Annotated in this window: 15 protein-coding genes and 5 pseudogenes; 7 read left to right on the forward strand and 13 right to left on the reverse strand. The window is 45.7% G+C overall.

Features of this window, described 5'->3' with window-relative positions; genetic code table 11:
• Positions 1-457 precede the first annotated feature (457 nt).
• The 5 genes from PXT33_RS14575 (at position 458) to PXT33_RS14595 (ending at position 3897) form a co-directional block, all read left to right on the forward strand.
• Positions 458-1048: an ABC transporter transmembrane domain-containing protein gene (locus PXT33_RS14575; protein ID WP_347070409.1), complete on the forward strand. Its 591-nt coding sequence runs from the start codon at positions 458-460 to the stop codon at positions 1046-1048.
• Between the two features lie 53 nt (positions 1049-1101).
• Positions 1102-1764 (forward strand): ABC transporter ATP-binding protein, encoded by a 663-nt coding sequence (locus PXT33_RS14580; protein WP_347070410.1) that lies wholly within the window; start codon positions 1102-1104, stop codon positions 1762-1764.
• A gap of 147 nt (positions 1765-1911) precedes the next feature.
• Positions 1912-2157, forward strand: a complete 246-nt coding sequence (locus PXT33_RS14585; protein ID WP_270195076.1) for a hypothetical protein — start codon at positions 1912-1914, stop codon at positions 2155-2157.
• A gap of 92 nt (positions 2158-2249) precedes the next feature.
• Positions 2250-2612, forward strand: a complete 363-nt coding sequence (locus PXT33_RS14590) for a hypothetical protein (RefSeq protein WP_332376840.1) — start codon at positions 2250-2252, stop codon at positions 2610-2612.
• A gap of 4 nt (positions 2613-2616) precedes the next feature.
• Positions 2617-3897, forward strand: a complete 1281-nt coding sequence (locus PXT33_RS14595) for a radical SAM/SPASM domain-containing protein (RefSeq protein WP_347070411.1) — start codon at positions 2617-2619, stop codon at positions 3895-3897.
• Positions 3898-4239: 342 nt separating this feature from the next.
• Here PXT33_RS14595 and PXT33_RS14600 read toward each other — a convergent pair whose 3' ends face one another.
• From PXT33_RS14600 to PXT33_RS14655, 12 genes and pseudogenes are all read right to left on the reverse strand, one after another.
• Complete coding sequence (locus PXT33_RS14600) at positions 4240-4476, reverse strand: DUF6061 family protein (protein WP_097782582.1); 237 nt, start codon at positions 4474-4476, stop codon at positions 4240-4242.
• A 102-nt stretch (positions 4477-4578) separates the two neighbouring features.
• A pseudogene (locus PXT33_RS14605) lies at positions 4579-4707 on the reverse strand (Maff2 family mobile element protein); the annotation flags it as partial.
• Between the two features lie 135 nt (positions 4708-4842).
• Positions 4843-5660: pseudogene (locus PXT33_RS14610) on the reverse strand (VirD4-like conjugal transfer protein, CD1115 family); the annotation flags it as partial.
• Positions 5661-5701: 41 nt separating this feature from the next.
• Positions 5702-5851: pseudogene (locus PXT33_RS14615) on the reverse strand (transposon-encoded TnpW family protein); the annotation flags it as partial.
• Between the two features lie 152 nt (positions 5852-6003).
• A pseudogene (locus PXT33_RS14620) lies at positions 6004-7874 on the reverse strand (AAA family ATPase).
• On the reverse strand, positions 7871-9367 hold the full coding sequence (mobQ, locus tag PXT33_RS14625) for a MobQ family relaxase (RefSeq protein WP_332376842.1): 1497 nt from the start codon (positions 9365-9367) through the stop codon (positions 7871-7873). The pseudogene PXT33_RS14620 and the gene mobQ overlap by 4 nt, the downstream one beginning before the upstream one ends.
• Entirely contained in the window at positions 9333-9692 is a 360-nt protein-coding gene (locus PXT33_RS14630) for a DUF3847 domain-containing protein (protein WP_332376843.1), read from the reverse strand. Before PXT33_RS14630 ends, mobQ begins: the two co-directional genes overlap by 35 nt.
• A 329-nt stretch (positions 9693-10021) precedes the next feature.
• Positions 10022-11554, reverse strand: a complete 1533-nt coding sequence (locus PXT33_RS14635; protein WP_015573038.1) for a hypothetical protein — start codon at positions 11552-11554, stop codon at positions 10022-10024.
• A gap of 55 nt (positions 11555-11609) precedes the next feature.
• The gene (locus PXT33_RS14640) at positions 11610-11969 is read right to left on the reverse strand and encodes a DUF6809 family protein (protein ID WP_243137940.1); all 360 of its coding nucleotides are present in this window, start codon (positions 11967-11969) and stop codon (positions 11610-11612) included.
• A gap of 13 nt (positions 11970-11982) precedes the next feature.
• On the reverse strand, positions 11983-12360 hold the full coding sequence (locus tag PXT33_RS14645; protein ID WP_005944774.1) for a TnpV protein: 378 nt from the start codon (positions 12358-12360) through the stop codon (positions 11983-11985).
• Positions 12361-12364: 4 nt separating this feature from the next.
• Entirely contained in the window at positions 12365-14242 is a 1878-nt protein-coding gene (locus tag PXT33_RS14650) for a DUF4368 domain-containing protein (protein ID WP_345786160.1), read from the reverse strand.
• A gap of 60 nt (positions 14243-14302) precedes the next feature.
• Positions 14303-14505, reverse strand: a pseudogene (locus PXT33_RS14655) (type IV secretory system conjugative DNA transfer family protein); the annotation flags it as partial.
• A 312-nt stretch (positions 14506-14817) separates the two neighbouring features.
• On the opposite strand from PXT33_RS14655, the gene PXT33_RS14660 reads away from it, so the two are divergent.
• The gene (locus PXT33_RS14660; RefSeq protein ID WP_270195080.1) at positions 14818-15147 is read left to right on the forward strand and encodes a PadR family transcriptional regulator; all 330 of its coding nucleotides are present in this window, start codon (positions 14818-14820) and stop codon (positions 15145-15147) included.
• A 40-nt stretch (positions 15148-15187) separates the two neighbouring features.
• Entirely contained in the window at positions 15188-15814 is a 627-nt protein-coding gene (locus PXT33_RS14665) for a hypothetical protein (protein WP_332376844.1), read from the forward strand.
• Positions 15815-16020: 206 nt separating this feature from the next.
• On the opposite strand, the gene PXT33_RS14670 is transcribed toward PXT33_RS14665, so the two are convergent.
• Positions 16021-17406 carry a relaxase/mobilization nuclease domain-containing protein gene (locus tag PXT33_RS14670; protein ID WP_270195088.1) on the reverse strand — a complete coding sequence of 462 codons (1386 nt, stop codon included), beginning with the start codon at positions 17404-17406 and terminating at the stop codon, positions 16021-16023.
• Positions 17407-17416: the final 10 nt, after the last annotated feature.

A 17416-nucleotide genomic window follows, 5' to 3' on the forward strand; every position in this document is an offset into this window, starting at 1 on the left:
TGCGAAGCAAATGACGAAAGAAGTTTCCGCCCTCAGTCGGTATTAGTTGCTGACCCAAAGGGATAACCACTTTTTAAAAGTCGCCGAATATTATTTTAAAAACAAAGTCGGTTTATCATCATGAAAAGAATCTTTCAATTTTCCCATTGCACATTGCATCTTTACCGAAAAAAGATTATCCTTTTTTCTGTTCTCAGCATAGGATCTTCGTTAATATCCCTCTTTAACACTTTGTTGTCCGGTCGATTTATTGACTTTTTGGCTTCGCCTAATTGCGTGGAATGGAAACCTCAACTATGCTACTATTGTATTCTTTTCTTGGCGACTATTATGATAAGTTTTGCGATATCTTTTGCACTCGGGCGAATACGCGAAAAACTTCATACAATGGTAAGCTACAATATAAACAGACAAATGCTCGTCCACATCCAGCAGATCCCTTTTTCCAAAACTTTTTTTGGACAGTTCACGCATTACTCAGCAACTTCAAACTGATTCCAATGAAATCGCTTCATATTGCATAAACGTGATACAAAATGTTCCTGTAAGTTCGGTACGGCTTATTACGGTGAGCGTTATAACATATCAAATCAACAAAACAGTATTCGGTATATTACTTATACTAGCTGCACTTTATATCGTCTTCTTTGAAATATTCAAGGGCAAACTATATAATACCACAAGGGAATTCAAAAACGAGCAAGCCCTGTTCTTTTCTAAAGCACAGGAGCAATTGCGTTATATTAAATTTGTCAAAAGGCACGGGTTGATAGATGTATTTATAAATCGAGTGGACTTAGCATTTCAATCTCTTTTCAAGACGGCTATGCACGCTCAAATTTTTCAATATATTTTTTCTGGTATTGATTCAATGCTTTTGGCTTTAAGCCAAATCGGTTTATTCCTTGTAGGAGGTGTAGCCGTACTAAATGGAGAAATGTCTATCGGCGGTTTTACGACAATCAATGTTTATTTCTCTTCTGCATTGGGATGTATTAGATATTTTTTTCACTTACTTCCTCTACACAAAATGCATTGGTATCTTTAAACCGTTTGATGGATGTTGCTAAGATGCAATCCGAATCCGACGGAAAACAAATTGTGTCAAACATCAAGGCTATATACCTACAAGACATATCATTGAGTTTTGACAAACCAGTCTTAAAGTCTTTTAGTGCAGCGTTTTATAAAGGAAATATATATGCCTTGTGTGGTGATAATGGTACTGGAAAATCCTCGGTATTACATTTAGTTGCAGGGCTGTATAATAATCTTTATGGCGGTAACATTTACTTCGACGATTTTGACATCAAGAAATTAAATATGAATTTTTTGAGAAAATCTCTTATTGGCTTTGTTGAGCAGGAGCCGCAGCTTCTCGCAGACAAAATCATTTCAAATTTGTATCCATATAACATTAATGAAAATTACGAACCTGAAGAAATCGACGCTGCAATATATTATATTAACAAACTTGGAATGAATGACTGGCTAGATAAATGTTGTGATGGTTTGAACACATATATAAATGAAAAAAGTGATAATATTTCGGGAGGGGAAAAGCAAAAATTGTCTATTATTCGCGAATTGCTAAAAAAGCCTCTTGTGCTATTATTGGATGAGCCAACTTCAGCTATGGATGCAGATAGTATAAATACTTTCTTTGAGTTGCTGAATGCGATAAAAAACGATACAATTATTATAATTGCCACACATGATTCAAGAGCTTTACATTACTGTGATTCCATTGTACCATTAAAATAATTACTTGTCTTTTTGGGCGACAAACCACAATTCTTCTGCGAAAGTGAATGCCGAATTTAACGCGATAGACATCCATAGGATTTGACAAAATCCTTAGGTGTTCAGATATGATAGTACTGCCAGCCGAAGAGTAGAAAGGAGTCGATTATGACTACATATATTGGAAATGCCTACGATAACAATACGAATCCGATTGGATTATGCTTGGGACAAATCTCTCCATGTGCAAAAGATGCGAGTGCCTGCGTTGCAGACTTTGGCGGATGCACCACAAATGTTTCGGGCTGTATTTCTGACGTGTCTATTTGTGGAAGCAATGCTGGGCTTTGCGGTTTAAATTCCGTTTCTTGTACAGTAAATAGTGAGTCTTGTGGAATTAATACACCTGATTGATAATTGCGCAATTTACGATGTTTTGTTTTGGCTGGCAGTACTATCTATTTTCTGAACATGTGATGAAGATAACAGTATAAAGGGGGCTATATATGATTTTTTCAGACGGCTCATATATTCCAACATTTATAATATTTTCTGCAACTGGAATTATAATAAAGTACGCTCCCGTGGAATATCCTCTTTTCCATAAAAGCTTTCCGTTCCATAGTTACTACGGTTTCCGTTTTTCCTTGCCTGTTGATATAAATGAAAAAAACTGGCCTCATATCAAAAGTATTGGAAGTATGATATTTTTTGCTTTTGCAGCTCTTGACCTCATTGTTTTTGTATTAGGCATCTTGAATAGAAGCTCTACATTATATATTTCTTGCACTCAGCATTTATTATTAATTGGTGTAAGTTTTTCATTTGGCGGAATGATACTAGCTGCGAACAAGCATAAGGAGGATTGAATTAATGAAGTTCTCAAAATATAATATAATTCATACAACCGAAAATCAGGAACATATTTTATTCAACTCCTTATGGGGAAGTACGTTTGTAATTTCTCCTTCGGTTAAGCAAGCAATAGAATCATCTAATCCGACGTTGCTCACTGAAGAAGAAAATAGACTGTTTATAAAATACAATGCTTTAATCCCTGACGAATATAATGAATCGTGCATTTATAATCATTTCTATAACAAATCACGCTACGGAAAAAAATGCCTTACGGCAACAGTGCTATTAACTTGGTCATGCAATTTTAGATGTATATATTGTTATGAAGGCGCAGGAGAACTGCGTTGTGAAAACATGACAAAAGACAGAGCTGGAGCGATAGCTAATTTTTTAATCAAATGTTCTGAAGAACAACGAGGTGAACTAATACACGTTGTTCTTTTCGGTGGCGAGCCTCTTTTGAATATAGATGTTGGTTTTCATATGTTGGGTATTCTCAAAGAGTATTGTTTAACAAGCCATAAGGAATTACAGTGTTCACTTGTTACTAACGGTTCTTTATTGACTGAAGAAATTGTTAGTGGATTATTAAATTATAATTGTAAATTTGTACAAATCACTTTGGACGGACCGGAATATATACACAATTGTCGAAGAGTTGCTAAAGATGGTTCCGGCACATTCCAGAAAGTTTTGCATGGAATAACTATCATGGAGGAGTTTTGCTCTCAAATACATACTTATATAAGAATAAATGTAGACAAGAACAATGTTGACTCGATTCCGATGCTTTTGGATACACTCAAAGATTTGGGGATTTCGCATTCACAGGTGGATTTTGGCATAACAAGAGATTCCACATCTGCATGTTCTTCTTACAAAAGCAATTGCCTTCCTGAAGAGTATCTTCCAGATATTTTAAATGAATTATGGAAATATAGCGAAGCCAATATGTTTTCCAAATATCCACAACCCATGAGAAAGTGGACATACTGTGGATTATTTGACGAATACAGTTTTACATTTTCACCTTTGGGTGAATTGTATAAATGTTGGGAGATGGTTGGTGATAATAAACATAAAATGGGTTATATAAAGGATGATGGCACTCTTACAGATGTTACTTTTGCATATTATGATTGGTTATCAATCGATCCTTTAAAAGAACCAGATTGTTCCGATTGTAAATATCTTCCCATTGTGGTGGCGGGTGCAGGATGTTATCCTATCGGCAAACCGGAACATATCATGCTGCTGGCTGCGAAAAGGTCAAAGGCGTTATCGAGAAGCAGATAGAAGTATATGTGCGCAGACAAGTACAGTTTCAAAACAACTGATTGCCTACTTTCACTTTATCAATATACTCAATGTATCGGAATACATCGAATCCATGGAATTGCGCAAAAGGTTATTGATGAGTGTCCTATACTGATACTTGACATTCCGATGTACTTTGCCACGGTGCTGCTGTTCTGGTAGAAAAGTCCGATATTGCATTCTGCTTTTTGTGTAGTAAGTGCAATGAAGCCGGATTAAAGTTCGTTTTCATGAGAATATTTCAAGAGCCAAACCTTTGTGCGACACAGAGATTTGGCTCTTGAAATACAAGCTGCTTTTTATCAATCGAGCAAGCCGTGCTCACCGTGAGTTTTTTAAATATGCATTCAATCCACCGTTTAGCACGAGCTGCACATACTCTCGTGGCGCGTTATAAATGAGCCAGTCAAGCTCAGTACGCACTCTTACAAATGGTAGTGTTCCGTCAATGGTATCCTCTACAACATCGCAGTCGATTGATATCATTGTCCCGTCTGCAAAGCGACATTCTACGTTGCCCGTGTCGATGTTAAATTCACAAGATAAGAGCTTATTCATAATCAGACCTCCGATTTTCACTTTTCAGCGTTAATGCGTTTTTATAAATCTGAATAGTGGGCAGCGGTCATTTGATTATGTAGTGTTACTTTATGGCACATGAGCATTGCTGCCGGGGTTGTCGTTACCGTAACCTTCCAGCAGGTTGATGGCACCCCACACGCCGAGACCGACACCCAGAGCGACAACCAGAGTCTGAAGAACTTCGATAGCAGAGTTAAAGAATTCCATAGTCGTTTCTCCTTTATAAATGAAAGTTGTAGACCGCCCGTACACACCTGAAGCTGTTGCTGTTAAGCCGCAAACTACGGCGGAAGTGGGCTTGCTGGTGTACCTCTCTGGTCAAAAATAAAACCGCCTACCGGGTCAGGCAGACGGAAGCGAATCAGCGTCCACCACGATGAACTCATCACCGGGGTGGATCTTTTCTTTTCGGTTCAGATATTTTTCAATATCGAAGGTGTTTTTGGGGTCGTAGTCGGAGGTCAGCTTGTAGTTGGGATGCTGGGTCAGGTCGTACTTGTCAGAAAGAAATGGTCTGACACCACGCAACTGCAAAATGCACTTGCCGCCGTCCAGCATCGCCAGCTCGTCCCGGCTCAATAATTCGTGCCCCATCTTTTGGAACGTGGTGCCGTAGCTGGGACTGTTGCCACGGGTATCCGAGGTGTTGAAGGCATCAATCGTTTCTTTGCCCAGCATCTCTGACAGGTCTTTCAGGGTGGTAGGCTCGCTGCCGCCGAGGAAAATCTGGCTGTCCATGTTGCCCACGATGGTATCCGCATTGTCCTTGTAGATGGCTTTCAACTGGCTTCTCGCCTGCAAAACAAGGCAGGCGGAGATCTCACGGCTGCGGATAGTCGCCACCAGCTTTTCCAGATTGGGGATCTGCCCGATGTTGGCGCACTCGTCGATCAGGCACCGCACATGGATGGGCAGCTTGCCGCCGTACACATCATCTGCTTTATCGCACAGCAGATTGAAAAGCTGGGTGTAGACCATGCTGATGAGGAAGTTGAAGGTGGAATCCGTGTCCGACATAATGAGGAATAACGCAGTTTTCTTATCGCCCAGCGTGTCCAGTTGCAGCTCATCATACATGGTGAGGTCACGCAGTTCTTGGATGTCAAAGGGGCGAGCCGTGCGCCGCAGGAAATCAGGATGGATTTTGCGGTCTTTCCAGAGACGAAAAGTCAAGGACTTTTTCATCAAATTCAAAAAGAAGTCACATTTTGCGGACTTCTTCACGGAGCATACGCTTGATTTTGTCCTCCATCGTCTCCTTGGCGGTCTCGCTGAAATGGACACGGACGATATAGGTGGTCTTGCCAATCTGCTTTCTGACAGTCGGGCAAGTGGCGGTGTTGGTTGCGGTAGTTGTTCATTCAAAATCCTCCTGTAAATGAAAAATGCCCGGTGACTGTTCATCATCGGGCGGTGTCGGTATGAGGGAACAAGGCAAGGCGGCAACATTAAGGTATCTATAAAAACCTTGCCGTCTTTGCCACGCTTGCCGTGTTCCTGTTGTCAGTCTCGGAGATAGCAGACCCATACTGTGCCGTCTTTCTCGGTCACAAGTCTGTCTCCGATACGGCTTTTTGCCGTTCTCATGGTGCGTGAGGAAATCCCACGCTCATTGACTGCCTTTTCCAGCTCTGCACTCGGCATACGCTTTCCGTCCGCAAGCAGTTCCAGAATAAGCATTTGCGCCTGTGCGGTCTTGCTTTCCGTCTTGGCTGTGTCTGTCCCGTCAAGAAGCTCGTCAGCGGTAATGTCATAAGCCCCTATCCACTCAAAACCTTTCTCGTCTCCCAGAGAAAATGCAAGGGACTGTCCGGGCGGCGCAAGGGAGCTTTTCTCATGGATAAGCACCCTCGTTGTGAGGCTGTCCTTCAGCTTGCCGATAAAAAGCAGGCTGCGGACTGCCGCCGTAATGTCGATAGACCCCAATCCCCGGTAGGTGCTTTGCGTTCCTGCGGCTTTATTAAGGTGTCCAATCAGCACGATAGCGCACCCGGTAGCCTGTGCAATGTCTCCCAGACTGCGGAAGATGGGACGGACTTCATTTGCCCGGTTCATGTCCACATCTGCGCCCAGAAACGCCTGTACCGGGTCAATGATAACAAGCCTTGCGTTGTTTTCCCGGATTGCCCTTGCTATGCGTTCATCGGCAAGGGTCAGCGGCGTGTCTCTATCGTCAATGACAAGCACTCGTTCAAGGTCTGCGTCTGCTTCTATCAGTCGGGGATTGACGGTATCACCCAGACCGTCCTCGGCGGTCTGATAGATGATATTGAAAGGTTCAAGTGTCTCCATACCGGGCAAAGGCTTTCGATTGGTGCAAGCCGCCGCAAGGCGCATGGCAAAGTAGGTCTTGCCCTCGCCGGGATTGCCCTGGATAATTGTCAGCTTTCCAAATGGGATATAGGGAAACCATAGCCATTCCACGCTCGTCAGCTCCACATCAGCCATACGGAGCATTGGGACAGGCTGGGCGGTTGGCAGCTCTCGCAGCGTGATTGTCTCGGCTATGAATTTGCGGCTCGGAATATCCCCTTGCTGGCGGAGAACATCGTTCCAGTCTTTCCTTGCCGGGACAAGGCGAATGACGGCTATCTCGCAGGGAATGGACTGTGCCAGTCGGGTACAAGCTTCATTTCCTGCGGTATCGCTGTCAAGGCAGAGGAACACTTTTTGGGTGTCCTTGCGCTCAGAAAGAAAACGGTCAAGGGCTTTTCCCGAAACGCCGCCCAGGGCAAGATAGCTCCTTGTCTGCCAGTCCTGCGGATAAAGGCAGATAAAGGACAAAAGGTCTATCGGCGCTTCAAAGACAAAGAGCTGGTTGCCGTTTCCCTCATAGCGGAACGGATAGGACTTGTCAGACCCGGTAATATCCTGTCTGAATGTGTCTGCCGTTCCTCGCACATGGGCGTATCTCGGTGTGCCGTTTCGGTCTCTGCCGACAAAGACAACATTGTGCCGCTTTGCGTCCTCATAAATATCCCCGGAAAGAAGAAAAGTCTCAACCAGCGTTTGTTGAGACCTCGGCTTTCGCAAAGATATTGAATTGCTCTGTCGGCTGTTCGGTTGTGCAAGGGCAAGTGGAACGCTGTGGGCGGTGCTGTGGTGGCTTCGGTCTGTCCCTCGCCGTTTTCGCCTGTCAACATCTGGACGGCTTCGGGAAAGGACTTGCCGTAAAACTCTATGACAAAATCAATGGGATAGCCGCCCTTGCTCTGGCTGTGGCGAAACCACTTGTTTCCCCGGACGGTCAGACTGTCATGTTCTTTCCAGCGGTATTCTCGTCCGCTTTTTATCAGTGTCTCTCCCTGTGTGCGGAGAAAATCTTCCAGACTGACGGCATTTGCCCGGTCAATCTGTGCTTGGGTGTAATTCATCGGGATAGTTCCTCCTTTTTCTGTCGTGTTTGGGGTCGATTTTGGAGCTTTTGTTCCTCTGTACGCTCGTTAAATCGGGCGGCAGTATCTACGCATGACTTGACCTTCCAAAGGCGGTGTAAATCGTCTCTGACAGCCTTAAACTCGCCATAGGTGGTTTCGTGCGCCTGTTCCAGTTCGTCATACTCGTCGGACAGCTTTTTCATATCCACCTTGCCGTCCGGGAACTCCCCGGTCAGCTTTCGTCTGGCGGCGTAGAACTGTATCAGTTCCGCTTCATGCTCTGCCTTGTACTTGGCTCTGGGCTTCTCAAACTTGATTTTCTGCAAGCCGTCATAGACAGGCTTCAAGCTCTGGAAAGCAGCGGAGCTGTCATAGAGCTGCTTAATTGCTTTCATTCGGGCAGTCTGTTCGTCCAGCGTTTTCTTCAAGCTCTCTGTGGCAGCACTGTGTTCGCTGACACGGCTTTCCAAATCTTCAAGGGAGTAAATGCCGTTTGCCCGGAGATAATTGAAAGTCTCATTCATCTCCTTTAGGTTGCTGATTTTACCTTTCTGGGAATACGCCCCGGCTTTGCGCTGGGTGTAATAGGCGTTCAGCAGAGAAACAAGGTCGGGTGCCTGCGGCTTGGCAAGCTCCGCTTTTGCTTCGGCAATCCAATCGAACAGGAGAGCGATTTTCTTCTTGATGTCTCGGATAACGGCATTGGTTGCCTTGATCCAGCGATTGAACTCGCCCTTTTCGGTGCGTATGCCTTTCTTCTCCATCGCCCGGACGGTTGCGCCCTCATGGACGGTGGGAAGAAGCTCTACGCCCTGACGCTCATAGCTTCGGTGGTCGATACGAACATCAATACCTTTTTCCGCAAACTTGGCATTGCATAGCTCCGCCCATGTCTGCCGCCAATGTTCCAGCGTTTTGGGACTGCCCCAGTCGGTAGTGGGAACTGCGTTGAACACAAACTTTCCGTCTGCGTCTCGGATACGGTTGCCGTCCTCGTCCAGCTCATACACCCGGCGTTGCTTTAGTCCCCATTTGCCGTTCTGCTCGATGGGGCGGATGGGGCAAAGCACATGAAAATGCGGGTTTGGTATGCCGCCGTCCTCCCGGTCTGGCTGGTGTACGGCGAAGTCAACCACCATGCCCCGGCTTACAAAGTTCTCCAATAAAAATTGCCTTGCAAGAGCGATGTTTTCCTCAAGGGAAAATTCATTCTGCAAGGCAATGTCAAAGCTGTATGCAAGCTGGGCGTTCTTTCCACGCTCGGCTTTTTCCACGGCGTTCCATAGGGTCTGGCGGTCTGCGTATTCGGGCGGTGCATGGGACGGCAGAAGAATGTCAGAGCAGATCACGCCGCCCTTTCTGGTGTAGTCGCTGTGTTCGCCGTAATACTCGCTATACAGCTTTTCGCCGGAACGATAGGCGGCAGAAGCGATAGCGGACTGTCCTGCGCTTCGCTTAGTCTGTGTGACACTCAGATGAAATAGCGCCATTGGCTTTCAACTCCTTTTCTCTGTTTGCTTGCTTGATGTGGGTAATCGCCATGTGACGGACGGCTCGCTGGACTTCGGACAGAGAAAAGATGTGTTCCATCAGCTCTGTCATTTCGGTGCGTGTGAGATCTTTGATCTCCGGGGCAAGGCTCTCAACCGTGCCGCCCAGATTGCAAAGGCGGTGGGTGCGCTTGGTGCGTTCGCCTTTCTCAAGATACTTCTTTCGGTTCTCCAGACGCTCAAGTTTGTGCTGTTCCTGTGCAAGCTGCGTCTCGGCTCGTTCCTTTTCGGCTCGGAGCTGTTCAAGGGTTTTCGGTTTTGCCATTGGGATTGACCTCCTTTTTTGATTTTGGGGATAAAAAAAGACCGTCAACTTTTCGCAGATTGCGACCAGTCAACGGTCTGATTTTCGGTATTCGGTTTTTCAAACTTGCTGGCGGCGAACAGCATTTCATGCTGTTTGCGGACGGCAAGTCCACAAGGGATAGCCGCTTTAGCGGCGCAAGGGGGTGTAGCCACCTTGACGGAACGAAGTGACGCAACATTCTCGGTCGGGCAGTTTTCTTCTGCTGACCGGGAATGAAGCTCCGCAGGACGCACGATACTCTCGATAGGAGAGTATAGAAGTGCGCCCTTAGAGTTCTAAGGGTATTTTTAGATAATTGGGAATGTTTCTTTGTCAAACTGCGTAACATTGAACACGATACGCCACTCGACATCATCACCAACCGGTTCAAAGTGCAGAGCAGAACAAGCAGCATGAAGTTTTTCTTGTGAATTTGTTCCATATATAACTGCTGTCGGACCATCTGCACCACCAATAACACCAACAACAAAACAGGAACTACTGCCAACTGGACGGAACGAATGATCGTCTGGTGTAACTTCTATCGGTCTATCGCCTTCATCACAGTCAAAAACCGAAATGTTCTCCATCGGTTCAGGGGTAAGTGTATAACTCATGGCAATATAATGTGTCGGATAAATCCAGCGATCAGAACCAAAACTATTTTGAGGAACTGTCTGCTGTTCTATTTCCTGCACGGTCAGTGTATGGGTTATTCCGCTAACAGGATGGGAAAACATAAATGAATCTCCGGGTGCGTGAACTTTGAAATGTGAGCCTGGAACTTGTCCTGGTTGCTGCTCCATTGTAAGAAAAAGTTTATTGATTTCAGGGTGATGCTTGGTTCCCCAAGGAAATACGTCTCTGCATATGACCCAGCCATAAGTACTATCCAGCCCATAATGGTCGATTGCCCATTTTGCTTCCAACTCATTGATAACGCCATCTGGCAGACAAGGATTAAAGCTCACAGCGCAGCCATGGGTTGTCTGTAATATTTTCTCGTTTAACTTCAAGCAAGGTTTGAAGTTAAAACAAAGTGGGTTTTCCCATTCCATCTGCATCTGTTGCTCACGGGTAAAATTTTCACATGAGTCATTTTCCCAGTCCAGATTCCATTTTTTCATGAAGTCACGGATGCTTTCTGAATCAACTCGCATACAAAAATCAACGACAAGTCCTTTGCTACATGAATAAGCTGCCGGAATTACCCAATGATATCCAGCCCAATCGAATTGTTTATCCAGCTTGATCTCTTTTCCGGCACGGTCTTTACCTCGATGTCCCCAGAAATCTCCATCAAAGTAGACCTTCCATTCAGGGGCAACCAATTCTGCTTCTGAAGTCATATCATTATCGTAATAATCTTCTGTGTATTTAATCTGACTGTAATCAAAGGAAGATTGCAGGTTTTTGATATATGTCCACGGTTGTTCCATAGGCAACAAATTCATCTTCTCTGAAATTTCCGATAAAGTTTGCTGTTGTTCCTGGGTTGTAGGGTTTTCATTGAGAAAGGCTTCAAACTGTGCTTCGTTCCACATCCACGCTTGTTCCACTGCCGCCACATCACCACAAGCCAGTATAAGCCGCAGAAAGTCGGTAAAATTTTCAGCTACTGGATGAACATAATCAGGAGAAGTATTCATGGGGCTGACAGAGAAAACCATCTCTCCAAATCCACGAATGAAACAGAAGTGGATACCATCTATCCCTGCCCATCCAAAAACCGATGCCCCTTTTGGGGTACAAAAATAATTTGTATTATCCTCACGGAGTTCAACTCCCACAGGACTTAAATCGACACCCCGCTGTAAAAATTTTTTCAAAATTCTATTCATTAAGCATCCCCCCATAAAATTAGTGCTATCACGCTCTTTATTGTAGTAAATTTTATCACAAGAGTGTGAATAAATCTACTGGCGAATGCTGAAACCGCCCGAACAGTTTCTTTCTGCTCAGGCGGCTTTCTTCATCTATTTTCTTTCTTCTGCTGCACTTGTTCATGGGCTTCCTGCTGAACATCAGCCCAGCGGAAAAGCCATACTTGAAGTGACTTTCACTTTCTTCACATTGGGCGATTGCTGTCTGCGCCCGGAGTTCCTGCACCAGCTCATAGTCCTCTTTGCTGAGCCGTTGGGACAACTGCTCCATGAGCTTTTCACAGGCTATGACTGCCTTTCGGTATTCCGGTGATGTAGGTACAACTGTCTCGCAGGGATAAAACTCCCCATTATACATGGCTTCCAAAATCATAGCTTTACCTCTCTCAACAGTAGATTAGTTCCGTCTTGATGATTTCCTCTGCCCGGCAGCGGATGGAGTTCATTGACTGCACCCATAACATCTGATTTTCCGCTTTCATGGCTTCGGTCACGCCCTCGGCTTTCATCATCTGCCGGATAATCAAGTCCAGCCTGTCTGCCGCCTGCTCGTTCAGATCGGCAACGACGGTGTGGAGCCTGCCGGACAAAATTAGCTCGTTGTAAAGCATGGGACGGTGCAATTTCAGATAGGACTGGTGCAAGCGTCCCCAATGCCCAATAGGTCGGCGTTCCTCCGGCAGCTTCAAGTCCGGCACATAGTAGTCGCCCACCAACACATAGTCCATACCGTTCTCATGGATTCTCGGTTTCAACTCTTTCATAAAATCACGCTCCCTTTCTCGGTCCCAGCTGCGGCAAACTGCTCACCGGGATAAATACCCCTCTGGCAATATCCTCGGTGCGGATTGCCTGTTTTCTGGCTTCAATCTCCGCTTTTTTCTTGGCTTTCGTGCGCTCCTCATACTCTTTCTGTTTACCATTGGCTTTCCGCTTCAAGTAGTTCTGGTGGAGCCTGTCCTTGCGTTCCTCACGCTTGCGGATTTCCTCTAATTCTTCCGGGGTCAGCTCCACTTCGCCAAACGCAGGGGGAACGAAACGACCCACGAAATTGAAGTAAATCTCGACCTCCTGTGTGGTCTGAATACTGCCCTTGCGGTCACGCTCATGCACAAGGATTTTCTCAATAAACTCATTGAGCATGGCAATCGTCAGCTTGTCGAAGTTCTCATACTTGTCAATCAGAGCGATAAAACGGTCAGCGTCCTTTTCGTGTTTTTCATAGCTCTTGATAGCTTTTTCCAGAGCAGAGATTTCGGCGGTAAGCTCGGACTGTTCCTTTTCGTATTGAGCGTCCAGAGTGGCGTATCTGCTGTCGGACAGCTTGCCTAAAATGTTGTCCTCATAGATTTTGCAGAGCAGGACTTCCAGCTCGGAAACTCTCTGCTTTGCGGTGGCAAGGCGTGTCCGCTGTTTCCTGACCTCTGTGGTCTGCTGGCTGGACTGCGCTTCCTGCACCACACGGACAAACTCGGCTCGGTCATGCTTGGCATACTCGGCAATAGCTTTGAGCATTTCGGAAACAAGGGACAGAACCACATCTTCATTGATACGGTGCTGTGTCGTGCAGAGCTTTCCAACTGGGACTTTGCTGTATTGGGAACAGGTATATTGAGAAATACGCTTGCCGTTGTTGGTACGGTGGACATACATCTTGCCGCCGCAATCGGCACAATAGAGCAAGCCCGTGAGGGGAGCTGCTTCGCCCCAGCCGTCCGGGTAGCGTCTGACATTCCCACGGATTTTCTGCACAAGGTCAAAGGTCTGCTGGTCAATGATAGGCTCATGGGTATTCTCGAAAATTGTCCATTCGTCCTCCGGGACATAATGGCTTTTCTTGTCCTTGAAGTGCTTTCGGGTCTTGAAATTGATGGTGTGTCCCAGATATTCACGCTTTTCAAGAATGTTGCAGATGGTGGAAGAACCCCAGTCGTACACATCTTTGAAAGTCTTATTCTTGTTCACACCCTCGCCGTGCTGGGCAAGGTAAGCGGACGGAATAAGCACCTTTTCCGATTTCAGTTTGCTGGCGATCTGATACGGACCGTAGCCGTCAATCGTCATGGAAAAGATACGCTTTACCACTTCGGCGGCTTCGGGGTCAATCAACCATTGGTCTCTGGCTTCATTCCAGAGATAGCCGTAAATGACCGTGCCTGTAAGGTGCTTGCCGGACTTGCCTTTGGACTGGAAAGTGGAACGGATTTTACGGCTGGTGTCTCTGGCGTAATACTCGTTCATAATGTTGCGGAAAGGGGTAAAATCATCGTCCCCTCTGGCACTGTCCACGCCGTCATTGATGGCGATAAGGCGAACGCCACGCTGACGCAGGATTTCCATAATCTGACCGACTTTCAGATAGTCACGACCCATGCGGCTCATGTCCTTGATACACAGATACTCCACATTTCCGGCTTCAACCTCTTTCATCATTGCCAGAAATCCGGGACGGTCAAAGCAAGTGCCGCTAATGCCATCGTCCGTGAAATGGACAATGTTTGTAAAGCCCTGCCGTGCGGCGAACTCCTCCAACATAGCCTTTTGATTGGAAATGGAATTGCTCTCACGCTGTTGGTCATCATCTTTGCCAAAGTCATCACGGCTCAGTCGTTCGTACAGAGCTGTGATTTTCTCGCTTTTTCTCATAGCTTGCGCTCCTTTCTTCGGTTTTAGGTTGTGTGTTCTAAGAGACTTCCCAACCGCTTGATTAAGAAGTCTTTTAGAGCATACAACACCTGCAGCCAGCTTGTAAAGTTTGTACTGCCGTCCGGTAAAGCTGTTGGGCTTCTTTTTGCCAGTTCTTCAAACAGCAGATCCACCGGGTTCTGGTATTCCTCGTCGTCCTCCAGCACCTGCATGGTGTTCAGCATTTCCAGCAGGGTGGCGAAGTTTTGCTCCTCGACCGGGGCTGTTTGTGTGCCCGTTTCCGAAAATTTTTGCTCGCCGGGTAATATTTGCGATCTTACCGACGAATGCACTAACGGCTGTCAGGGTGGAACCATTTCAGATGCACACTCTTACTGTGGTTCCTCTTGCTGACAATAGTTCATTCACAGTAGTGGATAGCTTATAAATTTCTAATTGGGTTTGCATAATGGAAAGCCTCGTTGATTTTGCTATACAAGCGAAATCAACGAGGCTTTTAAAGATGTTGACAATTTTGCTACTATGTTATACAATATAGTAAAGACATTTTTCAATAGAAAAGAGGTGAAGACATAATGGGAAGCAACCCACAACTACTCAAAGGTGTAATAGAATTTTGTGTCCTAAAAATAATTAGTCAGAAACCGACTTACGGATATGAAATACTATCACAGCTAAAAAGTACTGGCTTTTCAAATTTTACAGAAAGCACATTGTATCCGTTGCTCTTTCGTTTAGAACAACGCAAAGCCGTGACTGTTGAACGATTTTCATCACCCAAGGGTCCTAGCCGCAAATATTATATTGTCACATCACAAGGTTTGAATGAACTTCATCAATTCCGCGAAAATTGGTTTGAACTTTGCCAATTAGTAGATAAAGTTTTTGAGGAGGAGTCAAAATGACAAATAAGTACTTTTCATTAAAAAGGCTAACCGTCTAAGAATGACATTTGTTTCCGACACAAGCCAATCTCAAATAAAAGAGGTTGTACGTTATCTAAAACGTGTGAGCTGGGACTTTTGTGGAATTGAATTGCTGTATAGTGACTTAATTGATATGACAATCGAAGCAAATAAAAATGGGCAGGAATTATTCGATGTCGTTACAGATGCAAAAACTTTTGCAAACAGCGTAAAAAACGAATTGAATCGATTGACAATATTTGATTATTTTTTGGTACTATTTCCTCCTTTTCTTTTCTGGGGATGGGGCATTGAAGGGCTTGTTTTACTGTTACTGGTGCCACAATTTGAATTCGGATTGTCGTTGGGTTATTTAATTCAGTTCTCTATTTGCCTGATTTCCGCATGTGTCTTGTTGAGACGTATTATGGAAAAGGTCGGTTTTCCTCCTAGCAAACATCGTATGAAGTTTGCTGCATTTATGGTTGCATATGTCATTACATTGTATCTGGTGGGTCTTGTTCTTAATAACTTCTGGGGAAATATTGTACTTATACATTTTTCGGCCCCACTTTTAACTCTAGGTTGTCTTTTGATAGGTTCGCTATGTTACTTCATTCGTTTTTATTTCTATGAACATGACCGCCGACTAGATTCACGTGTATAAGATTTCTGCACTTTTGCATGTGCAAGCAGGGCGTCCGTATATACAAACGCCATTTTTGCTCTGCAAAATGCTTGTTGGGATAGTCCCAAACCCTTTGTGTACTGCATCCGCTGGATGCAGGCTGCGCATTTGCGCCAAATGCTTCTATAACGAAAAAGAACACCGAGGACTCCCCAAAAACGGGAAGAATCCTCGGTGTTCTCTGTTTATCGGGTCTGCGCTTTATCCTTGGGGACCTTTTCTTCTGCGAAAAACATCTCTACATTCTTCTGAGCTTTCATCAGTTCCTGCATCTCGTTCCGTGCCTTGCGGTAGTCCGGGTAGGCTGCTTTCTTCTTGGTCAGCAGTTCTGCGAACTCCGCATCCAACGCCTTGACCTTCGGCAATTTTTGTAGCCCTGCCTCGTCAAAGGCAGCCTTCGCCGCCTTGTGCAGGGTGATTTCCTCCCGATGAGCTTCCAAAAACTTTTTACTGTACCCTGACTTGCGGTAGGCATCATAGACCGGACGGGTCTTGGCGTAGTTGATGATGTGGGTTTTCAGCACGGCAATTTCTGTCAACCTTGCTTCCGCTGCCTTGATGGAATCCCCCATAGCATGATAGCATTCTGTTGCCGCCGCTGCACGTTCCCGCAGTTCTTCGGCGCTGCCGATTTTCTGCTCCTGTAAAAATAGCAGCGTTTTGGACATCTCTTTCAGGTTGAACTTCGTTGCCCACTTTTTGTAGCCGACACTTTTGCCCTCTGCCATTTTTCCCTGAATATCCACCAGCAACTGGAAGGGCTGTTCTTTCGGCGGCTGCTTCTGGTACGGCTGGTGTTTTGCCTTGCCCTCCAGCACCGCCTTGATCTCGTCCTCACCATAGCCGGTGCCCAGAGTGCGGAACCGGATAAAACGTTTCTGTCCCTTGCCCTTCACCGCCGTGTGCTTGCCACGCTTCGCCTCATATCCCTGCCGCTCCAGTTTTTGCAGAAAGACTTCAAAACTTGCAGGCTTCTCGTTCAGCAGGATGCCGTCGATTACGGCGCACAGCTTATCACGATTGCTTTCTTTGAGTGGATAAAGTGTGCGCTTTTGCCGCTCCCGGTACGGCTTGATTTCAATAACAGACAGCTGATGTTCCAGACAAATCAAATCGCTCAACCGCTGTACCGCAAGCCCGGACAATAAAAAATCCCGGAATTTCCGGGTGCTGTCCAGCGCAGTGGAGTTATAAATAATGTGGTTGTGGATGTGCTGCCGGTCCGTGTGGGTAGCAACGATAAAAGCGTGCTTGCCTTTCGTGAACCGCATGGCAAGCTTATAACCGACCTTGTTGGCTTCTTCGGCGGTGATTTCTCCGGGTTTGAACGACTGCCGAATCTGATATGCGATCACATCACTTTTCTGCCTGCGCCCAGTCATCAGTTCATACTGGCGTTTGGAGATCATAAATTCTTCATCCACGGTCAAGGGACTGCATTCGTAACTGCTGACCAGCTCGCCCTGCTGAGTTTTGTCCGGGTTCTGGGCGTAATCTGTTCGGCTTTTCAGGCAGGCCGCAACGGATTTTCCCTTGTTTTTGTGCAGTGCAATCAATCGTGTTGCAGCCAGTTTGACCACC

This window comes from Faecalibacterium taiwanense (assembly GCF_036632915.2).
Taxonomy (GTDB): domain Bacteria; phylum Bacillota; class Clostridia; order Oscillospirales; family Ruminococcaceae; genus Faecalibacterium; species Faecalibacterium taiwanense.

Bases quoted from the DNA above. Each gene is read 5' to 3' on its own strand.
- PXT33_RS14585 (WP_270195076.1), top strand. From the start codon at position 1,912: ATGACTACATATATTGGAAATGCCTACGATAACAATACGAATCCGATT.
- PXT33_RS14590 (WP_332376840.1), top strand. From the start codon at position 2,250: ATGATTTTTTCAGACGGCTCATATATTCCAACATTTATAATATTTTCT.
- PXT33_RS14595 (WP_347070411.1), top strand. From the start codon at position 2,617: ATGAAGTTCTCAAAATATAATATAATTCATACAACCGAAAATCAGGAA.
- PXT33_RS14600 (WP_097782582.1), bottom strand. From the start codon at position 4,476: ATGAATAAGCTCTTATCTTGTGAATTTAACATCGACACGGGCAACGTA.
- mobQ (WP_332376842.1), bottom strand. From the start codon at position 9,367: ATGGCGCTATTTCATCTGAGTGTCACACAGACTAAGCGAAGCGCAGGA.
- PXT33_RS14630 (WP_332376843.1), bottom strand. From the start codon at position 9,692: ATGGCAAAACCGAAAACCCTTGAACAGCTCCGAGCCGAAAAGGAACGA.
- PXT33_RS14635 (WP_015573038.1), bottom strand. From the start codon at position 11,554: ATGAATAGAATTTTGAAAAAATTTTTACAGCGGGGTGTCGATTTAAGT.
- PXT33_RS14640 (WP_243137940.1), bottom strand. From the start codon at position 11,969: ATGATTTTGGAAGCCATGTATAATGGGGAGTTTTATCCCTGCGAGACA.
- PXT33_RS14645 (WP_005944774.1), bottom strand. From the start codon at position 12,360: ATGAAAGAGTTGAAACCGAGAATCCATGAGAACGGTATGGACTATGTG.
- PXT33_RS14650 (WP_345786160.1), bottom strand. From the start codon at position 14,242: ATGAGAAAAAGCGAGAAAATCACAGCTCTGTACGAACGACTGAGCCGT.
- PXT33_RS14660 (WP_270195080.1), top strand. From the start codon at position 14,818: ATGGGAAGCAACCCACAACTACTCAAAGGTGTAATAGAATTTTGTGTC.
- PXT33_RS14665 (WP_332376844.1), top strand. From the start codon at position 15,188: ATGACATTTGTTTCCGACACAAGCCAATCTCAAATAAAAGAGGTTGTA.